At 29.6% G+C, this 23,538-nt stretch carries 15 protein-coding genes and 1 pseudogene; 4 read left to right on the plus strand and 12 right to left on the minus strand.

The genetic code is table 11. The features are described from left to right. Nucleotides 1-188: 188 nt before the first annotated feature. The 7 genes from LPC13_RS12730 to LPC13_RS12760 form a co-directional block, all read right to left on the minus strand. Nucleotides 189-989, minus strand: a complete 801-nt coding sequence (locus LPC13_RS12730; RefSeq protein WP_234088847.1) for a MurR/RpiR family transcriptional regulator — start codon at nt 987-989, stop codon at nt 189-191. Nucleotides 990-1,143: 154 nt separating this feature from the next. Further along, nucleotides 1,144-1,788: an N-acetylmannosamine-6-phosphate 2-epimerase gene (locus tag LPC13_RS12735; protein ID WP_005215595.1), complete on the minus strand. Its 645-nt coding sequence runs from the start codon at nt 1,786-1,788 to the stop codon at nt 1,144-1,146. A 17-nt stretch (nt 1,789-1,805) separates the two neighbouring features. Continuing rightward, entirely contained in the window at nt 1,806-3,296 is a 1,491-nt protein-coding gene (locus LPC13_RS12740; protein WP_040420068.1) for a PTS transporter subunit EIIC, read from the minus strand. Between the two features lie 420 nt (nt 3,297-3,716). Next, nucleotides 3,717-10,910, minus strand: a complete 7,194-nt coding sequence (locus LPC13_RS12745) for a glycoside hydrolase family 2 TIM barrel-domain containing protein (RefSeq protein ID WP_234088848.1) — start codon at nt 10,908-10,910, stop codon at nt 3,717-3,719. 411 nt (nt 10,911-11,321) lie between these two features. Beyond that, on the minus strand, nt 11,322-11,657 hold the full coding sequence (locus LPC13_RS12750) for a DUF3784 domain-containing protein (protein ID WP_005215604.1): 336 nt from the start codon (nt 11,655-11,657) through the stop codon (nt 11,322-11,324). A gap of 68 nt (nt 11,658-11,725) precedes the next feature. Further along, a complete protein-coding gene (locus tag LPC13_RS12755; protein WP_005215609.1) occupies nt 11,726-12,265 on the minus strand; it encodes a GNAT family N-acetyltransferase in 540 nt (179 codons plus the stop codon). Between the two features lie 327 nt (nt 12,266-12,592). Further along, a complete protein-coding gene (locus LPC13_RS12760) occupies nt 12,593-13,360 on the minus strand; it encodes a glycoside hydrolase family 2 TIM barrel-domain containing protein (protein ID WP_234088849.1) in 768 nt (255 codons plus the stop codon). A 126-nt stretch (nt 13,361-13,486) separates the two neighbouring features. Here LPC13_RS12760 and LPC13_RS12765 point away from each other — a divergent pair, with 126 nt between their 5' ends. Continuing rightward, a complete protein-coding gene (locus LPC13_RS12765; RefSeq protein ID WP_234088850.1) occupies nt 13,487-14,095 on the plus strand; it encodes a hypothetical protein in 609 nt (202 codons plus the stop codon). A gap of 68 nt (nt 14,096-14,163) precedes the next feature. Here LPC13_RS12765 and LPC13_RS12770 read toward each other — a convergent pair whose 3' ends face one another. Further along, on the minus strand, nt 14,164-17,112 hold the full coding sequence (locus LPC13_RS12770) for a glycoside hydrolase family 3 N-terminal domain-containing protein (protein ID WP_005215615.1): 2,949 nt from the start codon (nt 17,110-17,112) through the stop codon (nt 14,164-14,166). Between the two features lie 266 nt (nt 17,113-17,378). Here LPC13_RS12770 and LPC13_RS12775 point away from each other — a divergent pair, with 266 nt between their 5' ends. Next, nucleotides 17,379-18,254: a LysR family transcriptional regulator gene (locus LPC13_RS12775; RefSeq protein WP_234088851.1), complete on the plus strand. Its 876-nt coding sequence runs from the start codon at nt 17,379-17,381 to the stop codon at nt 18,252-18,254. A gap of 121 nt (nt 18,255-18,375) precedes the next feature. After that, the gene (locus LPC13_RS12780) at nt 18,376-19,047 is read left to right on the plus strand and encodes a manganese catalase family protein (RefSeq protein ID WP_005215619.1); all 672 of its coding nucleotides are present in this window, start codon (nt 18,376-18,378) and stop codon (nt 19,045-19,047) included. Nucleotides 19,048-19,129: 82 nt separating this feature from the next. On the opposite strand, the gene LPC13_RS12785 is transcribed toward LPC13_RS12780, so the two are convergent. The 4 genes from LPC13_RS12785 to LPC13_RS12800 all read right to left on the minus strand — a co-directional run bounded on the left by LPC13_RS12785 (nt 19,130) and on the right by LPC13_RS12800 (nt 22,272). Then, nucleotides 19,130-19,585 (minus strand): LURP-one-related/scramblase family protein, encoded by a 456-nt coding sequence (locus tag LPC13_RS12785; protein ID WP_005215621.1) that lies wholly within the window; start codon nt 19,583-19,585, stop codon nt 19,130-19,132. Nucleotides 19,586-19,769: 184 nt separating this feature from the next. After that, on the minus strand, nt 19,770-20,891 hold the full coding sequence (locus LPC13_RS12790) for a DUF4179 domain-containing protein (protein WP_005215625.1): 1,122 nt from the start codon (nt 20,889-20,891) through the stop codon (nt 19,770-19,772). Nucleotides 20,892-20,894: 3 nt separating this feature from the next. After that, entirely contained in the window at nt 20,895-21,410 is a 516-nt protein-coding gene (locus LPC13_RS12795) for a sigma-70 family RNA polymerase sigma factor (RefSeq protein ID WP_005215626.1), read from the minus strand. Nucleotides 21,411-21,654: 244 nt separating this feature from the next. Beyond that, entirely contained in the window at nt 21,655-22,272 is a 618-nt protein-coding gene (locus LPC13_RS12800; RefSeq protein WP_005215628.1) for an NUDIX hydrolase N-terminal domain-containing protein, read from the minus strand. A 497-nt stretch (nt 22,273-22,769) separates the two neighbouring features. Here LPC13_RS12800 and LPC13_RS12805 point away from each other — a divergent pair. Beyond that, a pseudogene (locus LPC13_RS12805) lies at nt 22,770-22,968 on the plus strand (IS1595 family transposase); the annotation flags it as partial. Nucleotides 22,969-23,538: the final 570 nt, after the last annotated feature.

Genomic DNA, 23,538 nt, shown 5'->3' on the forward strand with positions numbered 1-23,538 from the left:
GTTCTCCCCCTAATTCTTTAGCTTTAAGTAATGATTCCGCATACTATAATATACTACCTCTTTTTAAATAATATTGAGTTGTAATTAATGATACAGTGTCGACATCAAAAATAAATTAAGATAATAAAAAACCTACTTGAACTTTTTGTTCAAGTAGGTTTCTCATAACTGTTGTCTTATAATTTATATTATGTTATAGCATTTATAGTTATTTGCATTTTGCTACTTAACTCTGTATCTTTTAATAACACCATAGATATTAAATCTACAAGGTACATAACAGAAAATTGTGTGTTGATAAAGCTACCCTTATCAACAAAGCTAGAATTATAGACTAATAAATTTTTATCAGAATACTTTGTTATAGAGCTATTTTCTATACTTGTAATAGAATATATTTTTGCATTATTTTTATTGCATATACTTAATGCCTTTATAACTTCTATAGTTTCCCCTGATATAGAAATTCCTATTACTAAATCATCAGCTGAAACTATGGAACTATTTATAATCATCATATGAGAATCAGTTATTCCCTGAACATTGAATCCCATTCTAAGGAGCCTTTGCATCATCTCATTTGCTGTAAAACCAGAACTACCCACTCCATATATGTATATTTTTTTAGCTTTTTTTATATCATTAACAAGCTTTAAAATAGATTCTTTATCTATTAAATACTTTGTTCTCTCAATAACTTCATTATAATAATTATATACATATGAAAATATTCCTTCATCCTCTTCATCACTTATCTTTTCAATATGCTTAACAGAATTCAACTTCATTTTCATATCCACAAAGCTTTCACAGCCAATCTTCTTTGAGAATCTTGTTATAGTTGCACTAGAAGCATCAACCAGCTTAGCAAAATCAACAATATTTATATTTTTAATTTCTTCTGACTTGTTCATTATATAATCAGCTATATTCTTTTCCTTTAAGGAAAATGTACTATATAATTTTTGAATTTCACGCAAAATATCCATAAAAAACCCCTATTTAAATAATCTACTCTATCAATATAATACTATACCTTTTATCTCTAAACCAATACCTTTTACAATTAAATTTATACAATAGCAAAGCCTCCGGGGTCAATCCATATATTGGAATGACCCCGGAGGTAATTTCATAATATCTCTATATAGCTTTTAAAACTTCATCATTAAATTTTTTAGTTATAAGTTGAGGCCTTGTTATAGCTCCCCCTACTACTACTGCATATGCTCCATTCTCCATAGCTTTTCTTGCCTTTTCTGGAGTATCAAAGTTTCCTTCTGCAATTACTGGCTTTGTGCATTGTCTAATTAATTCATCTAAAACTTCAAAGTTGTTAATCCCCTTTGATTGTTCAGTATATCCAACTAGTGTTGTTCCAATGTAATCAAACCCTAATTTTTCAGCTCTTAAGCCTTCTTCAACTGTTGATATATCTGCCATAAACTTTTGGTTTGGATACTTTTCCATGACAGCTTTTATAAACTCAACATCTTGATTTATTGTAGCATCTAATGCTATAACATCAACTTTTGCATTTACAAGTTCATCTACTTCTTTCATTGTTGGTGTAATATATGGAACTAAACCTGGATAATCCTTTTTAATTATACCTATTATAGGTAAATCTACTTCTCCCTTTATGGCAGTTATATCTTCAACAGAGTTTGCTCTTATTCCAACTGCTCCACCCTCTTTTGCTGCTAATGCCATTTTGCCCATTATAAATGAACTATGTAATGGTTCATTTTCTAATGCCTGACATGATACAATTAATCCTTTATTCATTACTACACCCCTTTTAATTATTCATTTCCTAATATTTCATTTATCTTTTGTTTTAATGGGTCTGCCATAGCTCCAAATATAGCTTGGATTCCACCCTTAACTTCAAGAACTGCTGTAGCTCCTAAATTTTTGATTTTGTCTTTATCAACTTTATTAATATCTTTAACTGCTACTCTTAATCTAGTAATACAAGCATCTACATCTTCTATATTTTCTTGTCCACCAAGTGCAACTATTATTTCTCCAGCCACATCATTCATTGATTCCTTAGATATAACTTTAACTTCTGCACCTTCTTCTTCACGTCCTGGTGTCATAACATTAAACTTAGTTATTAAGAATCTAAATGTAAAGTAGTATAAAGCAAACCAAATTACTCCAATTATTAACACATAAATCCAATTAGTTTTTTCATTTCCTTGAAGAACACCGAATAAAGTAAAGTCTATTAATCCACCTGAGAATGTATTCCCTATAGATACATTTAATATATCTGCAACTAAGAAAGATAATCCATCGAATACAGCATGTACTACATATAACCAAGGCGCTACGAATAAGAACATAAACTCGATTGGTTCTGTAATTCCTGTTAAGAATGAAGTTAATGCGACACTGATGAATAATCCAGATACTAACGCTCTTCTCTTCTTAGGAACACAATGATACATTGCTAAACAAGCTCCTGGTAGACCAAACATCATTGTTGCAAATCTACCTGCAAAGAATCTAGTTCCTTCTGTAAACAAACCTACATGATTAGGATCTGCAAGCTGTGCAAAGAATATATTTTGAGCACCAACTACAGTTTGACCTGCAACTTGAGCAACACCGCCTAATTCTGAATACCAGAATAATGGGTAAATCATGTGATGTAATCCAACTGCACCTGTTAATCTTAAAAGTGTTCCATATAAGAAAGTACCTACTACTCCCATATTAGCAATAGAAGTACCTGCTTTTACTAACCAACCTTGGAATGTTGGCCAAATTAAGAAGAATATTGTTCCAACAAATATAGCTGCTAATGAAGATATAATTGGAACAAATCTTGAACCACCAAAGAATCCTAAGAATGATGGTAATTTAATATTGTTATATCTATTATGTAAGAAAGAAACTAAAGTAGAAATTGCAATTGCTCCAACAACACCTGTATCTATTGATTCAACTGTTGGGTTAAATGCACCTATCATACCTTTTATTGAAGCATTCATAACTAAGAATGCAACTAAAGCTGCTAAACCTGCAGTACCTTTATCTTTTTTAGCTAGTCCAACAGCTAAACCTACGCATATAATTAATGCTAAATTTGCAAATACAATATCACCAGCTGAAGACATTACTGAGAATATTCCTTGTAACCATGCAATATTTAAAAATGGATATGCATTGATTGTATTAGGATTTGATAACGCTCCACCTATACCAAGCAGAAGACCTGCAGCTGGTAAAATAGCTATTGGTAACATAAATGACTTACCGATTTTTTGTAATTGTTTAAACATTATTTCTACCTCCCCTTTTTTTAAAACCCTATTTAAAAAAGTTATTAAAATTATTTTCACCGTTATAATATCATGAAAATATTTTTATTGCAATAGTTTTCAGAAAATATTTTTCATATATTTTCCCCAATTAAAATATTTTACACTTTGGATTTATTTAATATCTAATAGCTAATAAAAAATCCATTCTCACAATTTAAGCATTTTCTCATAATGTTTAAAATAAAAAGTGATGACATAACTATAAGAAACGTCATCACTTTTCAACATCTTATTATTTTTAATAAATCATATTTAATATGATTTGTTAAATTGTAGAGAATATTTGCAATAAACCATAGAAAATAATATAAATTCAAGGTGAAATTGCAATACTTCTCGAAAACTTAATAATTTATTTTTCGTAGTCTTAACTAATTGCTACTTTCTCTTCTTTAGGGATAGTATTCCACCTATAGCTGTAGTTATTCCAAGTAGTGCAGTCATTAATCCATTAGCTCCACCTGTTTTTGGTAGGCTTCCTGTTTTACTTGTACTTGAACTACTTGAGCTACTAGCTACATTATTTGAAGCAGTTTGATTGCTTGAACCACTATTATTTCCAGTTCCTGCAGTAGTATTTCCTGAACCATTATTAGTTCCTGCTCCACTACTTCCAGAACCATTATTGCTTTCATTCTTTTCTGATAAACTATTTAAGGCTGTTTCTAAAGCTTTCATTGATTTTTCTACATCTTCCTTAGATGCATCATTGCTCTTTAATACTGCACTTGCATCAGCTAAGGCAGTTCTTAATATACTTGCTGATTCTTCAGTATAAAGTGCTAAATCAATACCTTCAGCTCTTCCTACTAAATCTTCTAATTTAGATTTATCAGGAGTAAGTCTTAATTTTAGGTAAGCTCTTAATAAGCTATTATATGCTTCGTCTACTTCTTCTTGAGTTGCTTTATCATTAGCCACTACTTTATTTGCATTTTTTAATGCTTCAGCAAATACATTCCAAGTTGAAACTATATAATCTTCTTCCTTCTTATCTTTAACTGAATTTATAAGACTATTTAAAGCATCCTTATTAACAGCAATCTTTTCTAAGTTTGCTATAGCTTCTTTTAATGCTTCAACAGCTTCATCAACTTCATCTTGAAGTGCATTTTCATTAGCTATTACATTCTTAGCGTCTGAAACTGCAATAACTAAATTAGCCCAAGATTCTTCACTATATTCCTTTTGATCTAAAACTTCTGCTATATCAACAAGCTTTTGAAGTTCTTCTTTATTTCCAGCCTTAAATTCTAACATCCATATAGCATTAAGAAGTTTCTTATAAGCTAAGTCAATATCAGAACCTGTAGCATTTACATTATCATAAACAATATTTGCTTGTTCTAATGCCTCATTAAATTCTTTCTTAACAACTGGAACTACATCTTCTAAAGCTCCCATAGATACTTGATAATTAGCATAATCTATAACTTCCTTCAATGCAGCCTTATCAATCTTAAGCTTTAATCCAGTTATTGCATTGTTAAGCTCTTTTGTTGCATTTTCAATGATCTTACTAGTTGCATTAGTATCAGCAACAACTTCTTCAGCTACCTTTAATACCTTTTGTAATCTATTCACTGTTACATTAGTATATAAACTTAAATCTAAAGATTTAACATACTCAATTCTTTCAATTAATCCAGCTTTACTTGGTTTTAATTGAGCTTGTGCAATTGCTATATTAACCTTAGTAGTTTCTTCATTTACTTCACCTTGAGTTGCATTTGCATTATTTAATACTTTTTCAGCATTTGCAACTATATCTCCAAGACCTGCTACTGTTGCAGAATCATAGTTATCTATATTGTCTAAAATTACTTTAGCTCTATCTATAGCATCACTTAAAGCTACAGTATTTGCTCTTACTACTAAATTACCTATAGCATCTAATAAGCTATTATAGCTTGCAATTACAACATCTTCTGCTGGATTTTCTAAAGCTACAACTTTCTTAGCTTCATTTATAGCATTAGTTAACACTTCATAAGATGCTGGAGTATAAATAGCTGCACTATAATTAGTTTCTGCACTATTTATTAATACTTGTAATGAACCCTTATTAATAATAGTATCAAGGTTATTTAAGACATTTAATAATTTTGCTATTGCTTCTTCAACTTCAGCTTCAGTTGCAGTATTATTATTTAAGACTGCTTCACCTTCAGCAATAGCTGCTTGTAATGATGCAATTGAAGTACCAGTTAAGTTAGATGAATTATTAAGCTTGTCTTTAGCAGTATTAATAACAGCTTCTAACCCTTCCTTACTAACTGTAGTTTCAAGCCCATCTATAGCTTCATTAAGAGCCTTTACAGCACTATCTACCTCTTCAGTAGTTGCATCTACATTATCAATTACAGCTTTAGCATTATTTAATGCTTCTGTAAATTTAGCAAAGCTTTCTGATGTATAACCTTCACTTGTATACCCCTTAACAGCTTCATAAATATTAATTAATTCAGCTTTATCAACTGTAGACATTGGAGTAACAAGGTTTTCCATGTCTAACCACATAGCTACAGAAGTATCTGTTGGTTGTACTGAATATTCACCATCTCCTGTAAATCCATTCTTTTGAGCCATTACTTCTGCATCTGTTAACGCTCTAGAATAAACTCTTGCAGCACCTATTTCATAAGAACTAGTTCTACCAGTTTCAGGACAATATCCAAGCCATAATGATTGATTATTAGTAGCTAATCCACCAGTACTTGAATCGTTAGAAGTAGCTAATAATTCACCATTTAAATAAAGCTTTAATTGACTTCCTGTATAAGTTGCAGTGATTTGTTGCCAATTTCCAACCCAATCATCTCCAACATTTATTGATTTTTCAATTGTATACCAATTACCATCAGTAGCTTTAATAAAGAAGTCTAAAGATATATTTCCATTAGAACCTCCCCTACTTCTTAATCCAAAGTTACTGTCACCTTTACCCATAATCATATCATATGTCATATCTGTTCTAGTTGGATTTACCCAAGCCTCTACAGTAAATTCATTCTTTCCTGCAAATACACTATTAAATACATCCTCGCCATCAGTTCCCTTATTGTTATTAAGTTGCAATCTACCAGTAAGCTTAACTCCTGTTGTTTCATCTTTATATAATTTAGATGAAGCAGTTAATATTGGATTTATTTCATTCACACTTAAATCTCTTATATAAGCTGGGTCTTGTCCTTCCATGGCATTGATGTTATCTATAGCTTCAGTAAGCTTATTATAATTAGTTACTAATGCTTTTTGAACATCACTTAACTTATCATAAGTTGATTTTAAATCCATAACTTCGTCATATTGAGAGTAAGAATAAACAAATAAATTATCTATAGCATCAATTACAGCTTGAGCTGTTTGCTTATCAAATTCATCCTTATCAAAGCTTTCAATATTTCTCCAAGCTTTGCTTAATTCCATCTTATCTTGATTTTTTGTATATGGAACCATAGTGTATTCATAGCTATAAACTTTATCATTATATAATTTATAAGCTTCTAAAACTTGTGGTCCACAGCTTGCATTACCATTACCTTGAGACTTGTAATCTATAGATAAAATAGTTTCTGCTCTTGGTCCATCTAATTCATATGGATGATTTGCATCATTAAGTTCTTCAGCAGTAAAGTGAAGCGCACTAGCTTCTAATTCATTAGTACCTGAAACTAATAATGCATTATTACTATTTTCATTTTCAACAGAAATCCACTTAACTCCAGTCAAGTTACCTGTATCTTGAGTTTGTAAGAATGGATAGAAGAAATTACTTACAGATTCTTCATATACATCAACAGTTGCAAATGTATTTCTATCTTGATAAGATTCAACTGGTCCATTACCATACCATGTTACATTTTCATATCCTTCTGGTAATACCATTGTAGAACCTACTTTAGGGTATCTTCCCATACCAGTTCCTACTGCATCAATACTCATATTAACTGTAACTTCACCATTACCATTGATAGTGTAAACTATAGTTTCTTTAGCATTGTTAGCACTCTTTAAAGTAAGGTTTGCAGTAATTACTGTTCTACCATCTTCTAATGTAGAAGTTTCTATTCCTGTAACTTCTATATTATTAGTTGCATTTCTCCAGTTAGTATCATAACCACTATCGTTATTTAACCATGCTCTATAGAAATGTGGTTTTGGTCCTTCTTCTACTAAAACCTCATTATTAAATACATATTGACCCATTAATCCAGTAGATTTATCTATTTCAAATGAGAAATTTTCTCCTGCTACTGTGATTACATCTTCAGCTGAATCATTAACTGTAATTTCAGTATTTATTTCTGGTTTAACCATGGCAACTTGTGCTGGAACTTCAAATTGCTCATAAGATACTTCATGACCAGCTTTAGCATATAAAGTATCTTCCTTTAATTTAACTGAAATATTTAAGTAATATTCAGCACCAGCCTTAGCTTCTGTTGGCATAGTATAAGGAATTTTTACTGATTTAGTTTCTCTAGGCTCAACACTTTCAGTTATAACACCACTATCGACAACCTTATCATCTTCTACCAATTCCCAAGTAACATCATATTCATTTAGATTTGTAAAGCTACTTTCATTATAGATATTTACGTATCCATTAAGAATTTCACTTTCCTCTGCTGTAAACCAGAAATTTTGATATTGATATTTAACTTCATAAAGTTCTGGTTGAACATCTCTATCTGGAGATACTAATCCATTTACACAAAAAGAACCTGAATTTGGTTTATCTCCGTAATCTCCACCATATCCAAAGAATTTACCATCCATATATTCATTATATAAAGTTTGATGCTCATCAGAAGTTGAATAGTAATCCCAATATTGACTTTCTAATTCTTGAATTCCTACTGAATAATCAACCCATGCTAATACATCTTCTGAATCTGCTGTTATTGCTGGAGTAGCACTATTTTGTGCATTTAATTCATCAGCAGTTAATGCCTTAGTATAAATACGACCTAATGCCATATCTCCATCAAAGCTTCTTCCATGAGTTACATCATAACCAATTCCTAAAGCTTCATCTCTAGATGCAACTGCTCCAGTATAAGCCTTTGTAGCTAATAACTCTCCATCACAATATATTTTTAAATTTTGCCCATCATAAGTTCCTGCTACTTGATGCCAATTTCCAACCCAATCTGATGGGAAATTTGCTGTACAAGCATTCCAGCTACTACCGTTATAGATAAAGAACTCTATACCTGAACCTGAACTTTGAGTCTTTAATGCAACTTGATAATCTCCCTTTGCTATCATTACACTATTTTGCGCAGTAGAGCTTGGTTTTACAATAACTTCAAAAGTAAATTCCTTTGATGCTAAAGCTTCATTATAAGTTGTATTGTTATCTTTAGACATTATTGTATAACCATCATAAGATTTTCCTGTTAAAGATCCTTCTTCTGCATCCTTAACATCATTCTTTCCATAAACTGTACCTGTTGCTTTAAGGTTACTCTTATCTGTTATACTATAGCTCTTTGGAAGATCATCTAAAGATTTAGCTCTAGATTGATCAACCCAGTCCCAAACAAATGCTCCAAGCATATTGCTTCCACTTCTTATAGCATCCCAGTATTCTTTTAAGTTACCTACAGCATTACCCATAGCATGAGAATATTCACAAAGAACATATGGCATCTTGCCTTCTCCAGCTTTGCCTTGAACTGTGCTAACAGTTGGATACATATTACTATCCATATCTGTACCACCATTTCTTCCTTGACCTTCACTATGAACTGGTCTTGTTGTATCTCTATCTCTGAAATAAGCAATCATATCAGTATATAAATTATCTGCTCCATTTGTTGTATAAGCCATTTCATTACCAATAGACCACATTACAACAGAAGTTTGATTCTTTAATGTTTGGAAAGAAGTATTAGTTCTATCCATTGTAAGAGGTTTTAAATATTGAGCTACTGCATTTTGGTTACCCATAAGTGCATGACACTCTGCATTTGTTTCCCCCATTACATACATTCCATACTTATCTGCTAAATAATATAAATATTCATCATTAGCATAGTGAGAGGTACGAATTGCATTTAAGTTATAACTCTTCATTGTTTCTATATCTTGTTCATAAACTTCTCTTGGAACATACTTACCATAAACAGGGTCAGTATCATGTCTATTTGTTCCCTTTAATAATAAAGGTTGTCCATTTATAGTTATTGCTTCATATTCTGAAGTTATATTATTATTATTTGAATCAATTTCAGATCTTGTATATGAAATTTCTCTAAATCCTAATTGTTGAGAAATACTTTCTAGTGCATTTCCATTAGCATCTTTTATAGTCATTACTAAAGTATAAAGATTAGGTTTTTCAGCAGACCAAAGTTCTGGTGCTTCAACAAACTTGCTAGCATCTACAGTAACTTCACCTTCCGCATCTATATCTGAAACATTAATAGTCATTGGATCACTTGCAAATTTATCATTTCCATTAGCATCAAATAAATTTACATCTACTGTATATCCTGCTGCTTTTGCTTCAGCTAAGTTCTTTATTCTTAAAGATAAGTTTAAATCAGCATTTACAAAGTTTTCATCTAAATCTGTAACTACAGAATAGTCAAAAATATTAACATTTGGAGCTGATTCTATATAAACATCTCTAAAGATTCCACCATCATAGAACATGTCTTGGTCTTCCATCCAAGTACCATCACAGAATTTATGAACCTTTACAGCTAAAGTATTTTCTTCACCTTCTCCATTTAAATAATCTGTAATATCAAATCTATGAGGTCTATATGAATCTTCACTATATCCTACTTCCTTACCGTTAACGTATACATAATACGCAGATTCAACACCTTCAAAAGCTATATAAATTCTACCATCTTGTTCATACATTGCATCATTTACAGTGAATGTTTTTCTATACAATCCAACTGGATTATAATTCACTGGTGCTTGTGGAACTGACACACCTGAATCATACTGACTTTGCCAAGGCATTTCAGTATTTGTATAAATTGAGAAGTCAAATCCATAGCTTGTCCAACTTGCAGGAAGTTGTACATTCTTCCATCCATCTTCAGCATTCATAGTGTAGTCTTCATTCATGAACCCACCATCTAAGAACTTTTGAGCTTCTTCTGCATTTTGAACTACAGTTAAATCCCAATCACTACCTTCTCCACTTAAAAGTTGATAATAATTAGATCTTTCCTTTTCATAATTTAAAGCCCCAAGTCTTGCAGATTCAACATCTTGATACCCGATTGTAGATGTTGTTACCTCTTCTCTATTAATACCAAAAACACTAGCACCATTAACTGTATTTCCATTTAAATCAGTATAAGTAGTACCAGTGTATTCTTTATGAGTAAATTTTTTATCATCTACTCCAAGCTTTGTTTCAGCTTGAATTAATTCTTCAGTTTTTCCACCAATCCAAGGATTTATTTCTTTAGTATAAGCTGTTGATGCAACTCTTTCTTCTAAATTAGTTTCTGCATAAACAGGAAAGGCTTGTCCTACAAGTGATGTTACAACTGTAGCTAATATTGCTGCTGTTATTGCCTTATTTCTTCTAATCATTTACTTCTCCCCCCTAATCACATAAATATTCGGCATTAAATACCAGACACATACAAGCCAATATACATCTAAAAATAATTAGTTCATCATTTTCTACCCCTAAATTTGCAATGTTCCTTTGTAAATCTACTCTATTTTTAGGCTTTATTTACTATTAATTATTTTCTTAATAAAAAATATGTATCCTATCGCATCATATTCCAAATAATTACTTATTTTCAATTTTTATTATATTACTTCTGTAAAGCTTTATCAATATCTAAGTATAATTCTACTAAAGTTAAATTCCTCCATAAATTGCCTATATTCAACCTAATTCCCTCTTATTCAAGAGTTGTATATTATTTTATACAACATTAACTCTTTAGTTCCTTATTATTTAAAGTTAAGTGACTAGTAATATAAAAATTATTATAGTTTTTTATACTTTCTAAATGCTTTTTCTGAATCAATATGAACATCTTTAAAGAAGATAACTATCCAAATAATACTTGCTATAATTGCACAATATTTGCTTATATAATATGATAAAATTGCTCCTAAAAATAAAATTATTGCCCAAATAAAAAGAGAGTTTCTCATATCTACACTAATTTTCTTTTTATCATACTTTTCTCTTTCCTCTTTAGAAAGAGTATTAAATCCACTAATTAATAAAGCACCTTTTTCTTTTAACAAAGCGAAAACAGCTGCTAGTATAGAAAAAATTACTGCTAATATTAAACATATTATTCCCCATATATTCACACTATCACTCTCCTTTTTAACCCTAATATATTAATCTAATTCTCTAATACTTTATATTTTATTAAAGTTTATCCTTTCATAACCTTTTCAAATCTGAAAAAATCTTCTTCTCCTGCTAAATCTTCACCTTCTGTCATGTGTGGGTCTGGATGATTTTTATTGAAATATTCTACAATTTTAAAACCACATTTGTTCACATAAAAATGTATATTACGCTTTTCAAAATATGGTGTATGAGTTTCCCAAATTTTAGTTTCAGGGTGCTTTTCTTCAATAGCTTTCCAAGCTTTATATCCTACACCATGACTATGTTCACCTTTAGATACAAATAAAAGATGTAAAGAGTTATATTGTGTTGTTTCATCAATAACAACAACTGCCCCTCCTACCCTTTTACCATTTGATAGTATATGATAAATAACTGCTCCAGGAGTATTAAAAGACGCATCTATATCTTCATCAGAAGGGATTGGACCATCTAATACAGAACCAAATGTTTCAATCACTGCTACAGCAAATGATTCTTGTAAATCTCTTTTAAATTTAGATAATTCATCTTTTTTAGCAATCTCTAATGTAACTATATTTTCTGTGTTAATTTGTACCATAAATTTTGCCTCCTATTCACATTATAATACAATTGTTCATCAATCATTATATTTATTGTATACTAAAAACAGTAAAGCCAAAATAAATTTTACCCTTTATACATATATTAGTCTTCTTAATACAGCACAGACATTAACTTCTATCCTTTTCCCTTTTGAAGTTTAAGTTAATTAGAAAAAGTGAAGATATAATCGGAAGGAATATATATGATAAGCCTTCAGATTTGATCCTTAGTAAAATCATATCAATTCCTGTAATGTTATATAAATTACTTCTTATATAAAAAAATATTAAAATTAGTATCTATACTTTATTCGTAACTAATTTTATTGTAGCAAAAAATAAACTGTTCCTGTTGAAGAAAAACTACTCTTATCTGTTATACTATAATTCTTTGGAAGATTATCTAAAGATATAGCTCTAGATTGGTCAACCCAGTCCCAAACAAATGCACCAAGCATATTACTTCCACTTCTTATAGCATCCCAATATTCCTTTAAGTTACCTACAGCATTACCCATAGCATGAGAATATTCACAAAGAACATATGGCATCTTGCCTTCTCCTGCCTTATCTTGAACTGTCCCAACAGTTGGATACATGTTACTATCTGTATCTGTTCCACCATTTCTTCCTTTGTCTTTACTATGAACTGGTCTTGTTGTATCTCTATCTCTAAAGTAAGCAATCATATCAGTATATAAATTATCTGCTCCATTAGTTGTATAGGCCATTTCATTACCAGTAGACCACATTACAACAGAAGTTTGATTTTTTAATGTTTGGAAAGAAGTATTAGTTCTATCCATTGTAAGAGGTTTTAAATACTGTGCCACAGGGTCTTGATCCCACATAAGCGCATGACACTCTGCATTTGTTTCACCCATTACATACATTCCATACTTATCTGCTAAATAATATAAATATTCATCATTTGCATAGTGAGAAGTACGAATTGCATTTATATTGTAACTCTTCATTGTTTCTATATCTTTTTCATATACATCCTTTGGAACGTATTTTCCATAAACAGGATCAGTATCATGACGGTTAGTTCCTTTAAATAATAAAGGTTGACCATTAATAATAACCATTGGATCATTTTCAAATTTATTAACTCCATTAGCATCAAATAATTTTACTGTGAAATTTTTTTATTATTGCACCATATATCCCTCTATTTCATATATTAATAGTGATAAGTTGAGGGAGTGGTTATCTTGAAGTTTAAACACTATCCAGCTAGATATATTCCTGGATTGAAACATTATAAATCTCATAATTCTATTATTCCATCATCTTTAAAATGTATTAATATACCACCTTCAAAGAAAAGAAATTATAAAACATATACAAATAAAAATAAAATATTATCAGAATATAGAGTATCAAATTTTACTCAAAATAAACCAATATTATTTATTACCAATAAGTCAAAGTTATTATCTACAAATAGGTTACGGTATCTTTCACAAAAAAAATTAATATCACTAATCATAGGTGTAATTCTTATCATCTTCGGCATTATAAATATAATAAGTAATACAATAGTATATACCCCTATGAGATTTATGAATTCTTTAGGCGGTGGAGTAAACTTTGCAATCACTTCTCTCTCTTTACTTATAGGAGTATTTATCTTATTTACTAATAAAAAAAGAGCTGTTTTAGGTTTTATACTCATAGCCTTTGGACTGTTGCTAATTACTATTTCTATATTTTTCTCACTTAAAATGGGACTTTTACCGATGCCCTTACTAAAAGTTTTACTTATATTTGGATCAATTTTTGCAGGGACAGGATTAATTATAAGGTCTATTATAAATTAAATTCCCCAGTAGCAATAAAAAGCATGGTATTCATTAAAATACCATGCTTTTTATTTACCCCTGGGGTGCTATTTCTTTTTCTTTTTACTGATAAATGCACCTGCGACTGCTGTTATTGCTCCTAGTAAAGCTATTACTCCACTACCTACAGCTGCACCTGTATATGGTAATTTACCTGAATTACCTTTATTACTATTACTTGAACCTCCAGTAGTTCCACTATTTGTTGGATTTTTGATGTCAGCTAATTTCTTTTCAGCACTAACTAAATCATCATAGTTAGTTACTAATTCTTTTTGTTTGTCTGTTAAAGCATCATAAGCTGCTCTTGCTGCTTTAATTTTAGCTTCATCATTTTTAGTAACCTTTGTAGGTAATTCTTTTATCATATCAATTACCTTTTGAGCTGCTTCTTTATTAGCATTTTCTTCAGCTGCTGCTTCTTTAAGTGCCACTAAATCCTTCTCAGCTTTAACTAAGAAGTCATAGTTATTTACAAGAGCTTTTTGAGCATCAGTCAATGCGTCATAAGCTGTTCTTGCTGCTACTATCGCCACTTCATCATTAATAGTTACGTACTCTGGTATAGCTGCTATTAAGTTAGCTACCTTTTCTGCTGCTTCTTTATTAGCTTTATCCTCATCAGTTTCAGTTTTATTGGCATATTTTTCAACACGAGCATCGTTAATTACTCCATTCCAATTTAAACCAAAAGCAAAATCATATACGTTTCCTTCTGAATCAACATGACATTCCATATCAAATGCTAAGTCTTCTGATTGTTCTTCAACAACTTTCATACTAGCTGGCATTTGTAATGGTAGTAATCCTGATGGTTCAACATCACCTGATAAAATATCTAAGAATGCTTGATCTTGTATACCAAATCCTAATACTATTCCATCAACTTCTGATTCAAATTCACTAAATACCATTGGGTTAGTCATATTAATACAAGTTATAACAGGCTTATCTCCCATAGCTTCTTTAGTATTAAGAATTATATCTAATGATTTTGTATTATTTGCTGTAACTACTTTATCTTTATAGCTTCTATTTAATACATCTGTAGGCCTTGTATCACCAGCAATACTTGTCTCTCTAGCATATTCTGCTTTATATTCTTTATATTGTAATGTTAATGGTAAGAATCCGTTTCCTCCATTTTCTTTATCTGTTGCACTATATCCTAGCCCTGGATCTGGATCATCAATAAATACAAGAGCTACATCAGCTTCACTTGGGTTAGTTGTAGTATTAAAATACTTATTGGCAATATTCATATTAACTGCATCTTCCCATGATGCAGGAGTTACATTACCAAATCTATCTGTAGTTTCTGGTATATATTTTTGTGGAATATATACTGTTACCTTTTCACTACCATTACTCTTTAATGGTAATACATTTTCCTTATTTTTAAGCATTACTACTGATTTTAATTGAGCCTCATAACCTGCTTCCATAAATTCTGCATTACCTACAGTTTCAACTGACTCTTCTACATCTAAATATGGATTCTCAAAAAGACCTGTTTGGAATACATTTCTTAAAAGACGTACAGCTGATTGCTCCATACGAGTTCTCATAAATTCTTCACCTTTGTCTTGTACTCCTAATTCATAACCAGCTAAAATTCCTTCTGAAGTATTAACGCCTCCAAATTGGTCTATTCCTGTTTGGAGTAATAAATAGAATCTTTCAGCAGTAGTTAAATGTTCAACTCCCCATGGAGTATTTCCAAATACATCTAATCCTAAATCATCTTTAGTTATACCCCAGTCTGTACAAACTACTCCATCATATCCATACTTTTCTCTTAATAAATCTGTGATAATATATTTGCTATAAGAATTACCTACATTGCCACCTGTTGGATCTTGATTATATGATATTGTGTAATATGGCATAACTGCAGATGCTGAACCTGTTCCTCCATTTAACTTAAATGCCCCTTCAGTAAATGGTAGCATATGCTCTGCAAAATTGTTTCCTGGATAAACTGCATATTTACCAAAACCATAGTGAGCATCTCTTCCCGCTTCTCCAGTTCCTCCACCTGGCCAGTGTTTAACCATTGCATTTACACTTTTATTTCCCCATCCATCTGTTCCTTCAGTTGTTTGGAATCCATCAACATATGCGCGAGCCATATCTGTTGATAATAATGAGCTTTCACCAAAAGTACCAGATACACGACTCCAACGAGGATCAGTAGCTAAATCTATTTGAGGTGATAAAGCTGTTGCAATACCTAATGCACGATATTCCTTAGATGCAACTTGACCAAATTCTTCTACTAATCTTGGTTCAAAAGTTGCTGCCATACCAATAGATGAAGGCCACATTGAAATAGTTCCACCTGAACCTGCATTATACTCTGCACTTGAGTCTGTACTATGACGAGGGTCAGAGCTATTATTAAGTGGAATTCCTAAACCTAAGCTTTCTGCAAAAGCTTGACCATTATTATTCCATCTAGCCGCTACTTCTGGACTCTTAATTGTTGTAATAAGGACATGTCTCAGGTTATCATTTTCTATAAAACTTTTTTGTTGATCCGTTAATTGAGCTGGATCAGTAACTCCCTCTTCATATGGATTTCCATCATAAGTCCCACTTCCCCATCCACTTGCTGGTGATGGAATAGCTTGATGGGCACTATATAGCATAAGTCCAGCTATTTCTTCAACACTCATCTTACTAGCTAAATCTTTAGCTCTTTCATCAACTGTTAATCTCCAGTCTTCATAAATATCTAATTCCCCATCTTTATCTAAATCTTTAAAGGCTTTTCCATCTTCAACTAAAATATTTACCCCTGAATCCTTTGAGTATCCAAGTTCTGCTCCATCTTTATTAGTTACTATTCTTATTCCTGTATCTTCTCCATTGTATAGTACCTCTGTTTCTGTAAAACCAGTATCTGCATTACTTGTTATTGGTGTTACAAATGTACTAATAGCCGTAGTTGCTGTAACCATTATTGCTAAGGCTTTAATAAAATCTCTTTTCATTAATTTCCCCCCCTATTTTCTTAACTAGATAGATTGATTATTTTTTCCTCTGACATTACTATGATTAAAAACATATTTATTTTCTTGTAAAATAGTTTACTTAATTTGTTATTGTAAACATTTACTAATTGAATTATAATAAATTTATGAAATTTTTTCCAACAACAATTTGCAATTAACTTATAAGAAAAACTTATTACAACTCCAAAAATAACTATCTTTAATTAGCTTATATTTTTAGAAATTTAATAGGGGGACAAATTTATATGAATATTAAGCAAATACAATACTTCATTTCAGTAGCAGAACATCTTAATTTTACTAAAGCGGCCAAAGAAAATTACTTATCTCAAACTGCCATAAGTCAGCAAATTAAAAACCTTGAAGATAACTTAGGATTTAAACTATTTATTAGAAATAAACATTCTGTAAAGTTAACCCCTTCAGGCGATGTCTTTTTTATTGAGTCAAAATCTTTAATAGAAACCTTAAATAATGCTGTAAACAAAGCATCTTTAGCCTCTTTTGGGTATATTGGAACTATTACTATTGGTTTTTTAGAAGGATATGAAAATATACTTTTACCTAAATTAATTTCTAATTTTAAAGATAAGTATCCTAAAATTAGTTTAAATATAATTAGAGGAAATATAGACGAGCTTTATAAAAAATTACAAAACAACTTAATTGATTTTGTTTTTGGTTATGATTTTGCTATAGATAGTTATCCGTTTATTAAAAGTAAAGTAGTTTCTAGTTGTCCACTATGCGTAGTTGTTTATGCTGGACATAAATTTTCTTATAAAAATTCAATTAACAGAAATGAATTATCCAATGAGGATTTTATATTTATTGATCGTACTATTTCACCTTTTGCCTTTGATTCTATAATTTCAGCCTTTGTATCATTTGGATTTTCACCAAACATTAAACATACTGTAGATTCAATAGAAACATCACTTTTAATGGTAAAATCTAAACTTGGCATAACTATTTTACCTAAATTTCAAGACAATTATAGATCAAATGATTTAGTTTTTATTCCTCTTGAAAATGAATATGTTAATTCAACTATCTCATGGAATAAAAATAATACTGATTCTAAAATTAAAATTTTCCTAGATTTTATAGATAATGAATAATACTACCCGCGGGGTCAATCCATATATTGGATTGACCCCGGGTAATATATACATGTTGAATATTCTAACTTAAATATACCAATAATAACTTTGATAGTATATTTAGTTAGGAGGACTTTATATGTTTGAACATAAAAAACAACTATTACATGAAGTTAAGGTAGAAAGACCAAATCCTCAATATGCGGTTCTAATGCAAGAACAACTAGGTGGTGGAAATGGAGAGCTTAAAGCAGCTATGCAATATATCTCTCAAAGCTTTAGAATAAAGGATCCTGTAATAAAGGATTTATTTTTAGATATTGGGGCTGAAGAGCTTAGTCATATGGAAATGGTGGCACAAACAATAAACCTATTAAATGGTCATGATGTTAATAATACTGAAGTATGTAACGGTGAAATTCAAACACATGTACAATGTGGATTATCACCAGTACTTATAAATTCTTCAGGTGCACCTTGGACTGCTGATTATGTAACTGTTACTGGAGATTTAGTTGCAGATTTATTATCTAATATAGCATCTGAACAAAGAGCTAAGGTTGTATATGAATATCTTTATAGACAAATAGAAGATAAAGAAGTACGAGCAACCATAGATTTCTTACTTAATAGAGAAGAAGCTCATAATGCCTTATTTAGAGAAGCTTTGAATAAAGTTCAAAATACAGGTTCTAATAAAGATTTTGGAGTTACTGAAGATTCTAAATTATACTTTAATTTATCAAATCCAGGACCTTCTCATGAAGCTCCAAATCCAACACCACCTTCATTTGAAAATCCTAGAAGATAAACTTAATAAAATAAAAGCTATACTTTTTTTACCAAATTCCGCCTACTTTACGGATTATACTTTAAAAGGTATAGCTTTATTTTTACATAATCCAACTTAAAGCAAATAAAATGCATATAACTTGTTCTTCGTTTGATTTGTCAATAACATCGACTAAATAGGTCGGTCCCATTTCTTCATTTTGTACATTAACTGTAGCTAATACCTTTTTATTTTTAGAAATATTAAATTGCTCTCGCCATTTTCCATCAATTGAAAATTCACTACCTGTAATCTCATAAAATTCTTTTAATTCTTGCATATCTTTTTTAATTTTAATTTTATCATTATTAATTTTGATATCTATTTCAGGTAAGTTAACCAATCCAAAGTTATATCTAATTTTTTCTATACTTCCTATCCTTTCATCATTAGCATTAATAACTAAATAACGTTCTCTTGTAGGTAATGCTTTTGATTTCTTAAAACTAATAATCCCTTTCCCATTTTCATCTGTCACATTAAGTTCATTAAACTCTTTAAAATTGACTTTAATCATATAAAAAACCTCCTATTTTATATGATATTATATTGTATTAATTGCCTTTTTATAACATAAATATAATAATTTATAAATTAGTTGTGCAAATTCTATTTCTCTGTATTTATATCCTTTGATTTAGTAATAAAATTTCTATTTTCTTAATTGATTAAATAAATTTTTTTATTTTCCATAAGACAATTTATTTTATTCTTATAGTGAACTCTTGCCCTACTTGCTTATAATCATTGCTCATCTTACCACTTTCTTTTGGGTATGCTACAGCATATGGTGTTAATATCAATGTTGTTGCTTCTTCTAAAATTTCTGTTTGATTTTTCATTAAACCATTAGTAAGTTCTTCATATGAACTATAAAACTCTACTTCATTTCCTAAATCATCATATCCTCTTAATACTACATCATATACATTGTTTTTATCTTTATTTTCTACTGAATAATAAATCTTTTGCCCCATATCATTACTTACATATTCATTTAAGGTTATCTTTTGTCCATTTTCTAATTCAAATGAATTATTAAGTTCTATGGTATTTGTATTTATCATTAAAGCATCTCCATTAGATTCAAATTCAAAATTCCAAGGACCTTTAACTTCATCTTTTTCACCATTTATATAAACATATGCTTCATCATATTTTACTTCTACATATAAATCTCCTTGTAATAACTCTTTATCTAAATTATAAGACATTACCTCTTCTTGTGTATATTCATCAATTACTTTACTTGTTCCACTTGCTGAACTAGATGCTTTCTTTCCATTAACGTATACTCTACCAAATAAAGATATATTTCCATTCTCTCCTAATTCCTTATCTGATTTTACTGTTGTTGATAAAATAACTTCATCTTTATTTAATATAACTTCATTTAATTGAACTGTTATTCCATTTTTACTTACTGCACTATTAACTACTGTTTTATAATCTTCTAAATTCTTATTTATTCCCAGATATTTTCCAATATCAAACATTGCCATTTTAACTGTTGCAAGTGCCTCATCACCGAAAGCTACTCCAAAGGCTGTAACCCCTACAGCTACTGCTATAGCTGCTGCAACTATACCTTTTTTAAATTTTCTATTATTACTATTCATCATATTCCTATACCTCTCACTTTTATAATTTTTATTATCTACCTCTTCATACCCTTCATTTACAGCATTTTTAATAATATCATCTAACTTTGAAGAAACACTTATATCATCTATGTTTATATCTTCTAGATTTATATTGCTTTTATTTAAATCGCCTAAATTTCCATTATCTCTATTTACGTTATTTATGTTTGTCTTTTTCATATTTTACGCCTCCCCCATGTATACTCTTAACTTCTTTAAAGTTCTGTTTATCTTACTTTTCACTGTTCCTAATGGTTTATTAGTTTTAAAAGCTATATCCTTTAATGATTTATCTTCTAAATATCTCATTACTATTAATTCCCTCTCACTTTCTGATAATTTATTTAAAGCATTATTAATATCTTCTTTAACATCACTTTGATTATCTTCAGTAAATAAGTCATTTTCATAATGTTTTATATCTACTAAAACAACTCTGTTATTTTTTCTTATATAATCCTTACAAACATTAATTGTTATCCTAGTTATCCACGTATTAAAATATTGTGGCTCCTTTAAAGTATTAATTGATTTTATAGCTTTTATTATTGCTTCATGAATACAATCTAAAGCATCATCTTCATTTTTCAAATATACAAAAGCTACTTTATATAAATTTGCCTTAATTGGCTCTATAAGCTTTATAAAACTTTCTTTATCGCCGTTCACAGCTCTTTTAAACAATAGTTCATTGACCATTTTTATTTATTCCTCCCCAAAATCAACTCACATAATAGACGTCTAAGCGTTTAAAAAGGTTACATCTTTTTTAAATAAATATTTAGCTACTTATATAAAATTTTATTTCTTAGAACCGATTCATATAATAGACGTTTAACTTTATAAAAAGGTTGCATAAGCCTTAAATTTATCTAACATACAAAATTAAAACGTGCCGTAGTATTACTATGGCACGTTTTTATATTCCTTTGATTTATTTTCATTAATCAAAAATAGTTTCATTATTTCTTTCAATATTAGCCCTAAAACACATTTCTACTTGCTTTTCTGTATTTCTCTCTGTTGACAATGGTGGCAATTTATCTAATTCAAAAAATCCACATTCTAATGTTTCTATGTTTTCTTTAAATTCTATATCTTGTAGCTCACATAAAACAAAAATCTTATACACTCCATATGGATAGTTGTCATTAACATGCCAACTTCTATTTAATACTGATATAAGCTTAATAGGTGTTACCTTTGCACCTGCTTCTTCCATACATTCTTTAGCTGCATTTTCCTTAACAGATAAATTGTATTCTGCCCATCCTCCTGGTAATGCCCATTTACCATCTATACTTTCTCTTACTAAAAGAATTTTATCATCTTTAAAAACAGCTGCTCTTACATCTACCTTTGGAGTTTGATATCCGCTTTCATTACAAAATAAATTTTTTACTTTATCATAACTTACTTCTGTATATTCACTCATTATCTCACAAGATAAATCCCTTAATGCTTGAAATCTTTCTTTATCATATTTATCTTTTGAATATTCTAATCCTGCTTGAGCTATTGCTTGTATTTGTTTAGCCCAAGTTAGCCATTTCTCTTCCATATAAATTCTCCTTACAATTTTATTTAAATTACACTTATTATATCATAATCCCCCTATATAAAGGGAATTATTCCCTTAATCAATAGTTCAAATATATTTTTCTATATATTTTCAAATTTAGTTTTTATTAATATTACTTTTATTGAAGAAATCGAAAATTAAATACTAATTGATTATAATATTGATAATATAAACATTTTAAAATTTACATATTTCGGATATTTATAATCAAATTTTTTTATTTTTACAAAGTAGTTGAAAAATATCCAATAATAGGTTAATATTTAATAGTTAAATATTGTCGAAATTATTTTGATATGTGTCGAAATATAATATATTAAGAAATAACATAAAAAAGGGGGGAGGATTTTTATGAAACTTAAATGTATTATATTTTTATTATTTTTTGGCTTTGTTTTAATAAACTGTTGAAATTTGATTAACCTCTATAAATATAGTTATAATATATTATATAGCTACTATTTAGGAGATTTTTTATGCCAAAAGTTAATAATGTTATTCAACAAGTTTCACAATTGAATACATATGAGCAAGGTAAGGTATTTGAATTTTTAAAGATGTATTGATGTCAAATGGGATTACTAACTCTGTAAATGAAGAAATCGCTGAAAGTAGGTTTAATAAGGGAAGTGTTGCCCTTTTTGCAATCATGACAAAATATCTAAGTATGGAAAGAAATAAGCCTAAGAAATTCTTTATTCATGCTAATTCAACACATTCTATATCTTTAATAAAGGATTTTAAGATTAGAATACCAATATATGTATAAAAGGTAAAATTTGTTTTGATTTTACTGTTTTTAGTGTACAATAAATATAATGATTAACGAACAATTATATTATATGGTTCATTATTTATTAAAGGGGATGAGTGTAATATGACCTTAAAAAAGCGAAATAAAATATGGGTTTTTATATTTAGTTTATTAGGAATATTATTAGGTTTTTATGTTTTGGGTGCTTTTATTTTTATGAGCATGAAAGGTTAATCTTTAATTGAAGAATAATCTTAAACTATTGTGATTCAAAGGGATGTCTATTTGACATCCCTTTATGTTATACTTATTTCCACATTATTTTAAAACAAAGCCTATTTTTTTTATTAATCTTCTCTTCATATGAGATATTTTCTTATTCGTTAAATTATACTAATTTAAGTACTATTGAAGTGGTGTTAGTATAAAGTAGTGGACACATTAAATCGAACTAAGTAAAATAATATTTAGTTAAGAAAGGATGTGTCCAT

It is taken from the genome of Clostridium celatum (genome assembly GCF_021412605.1).
Classification (GTDB): Bacteria; Bacillota; Clostridia; order Clostridiales; family Clostridiaceae; genus Clostridium; species Clostridium celatum.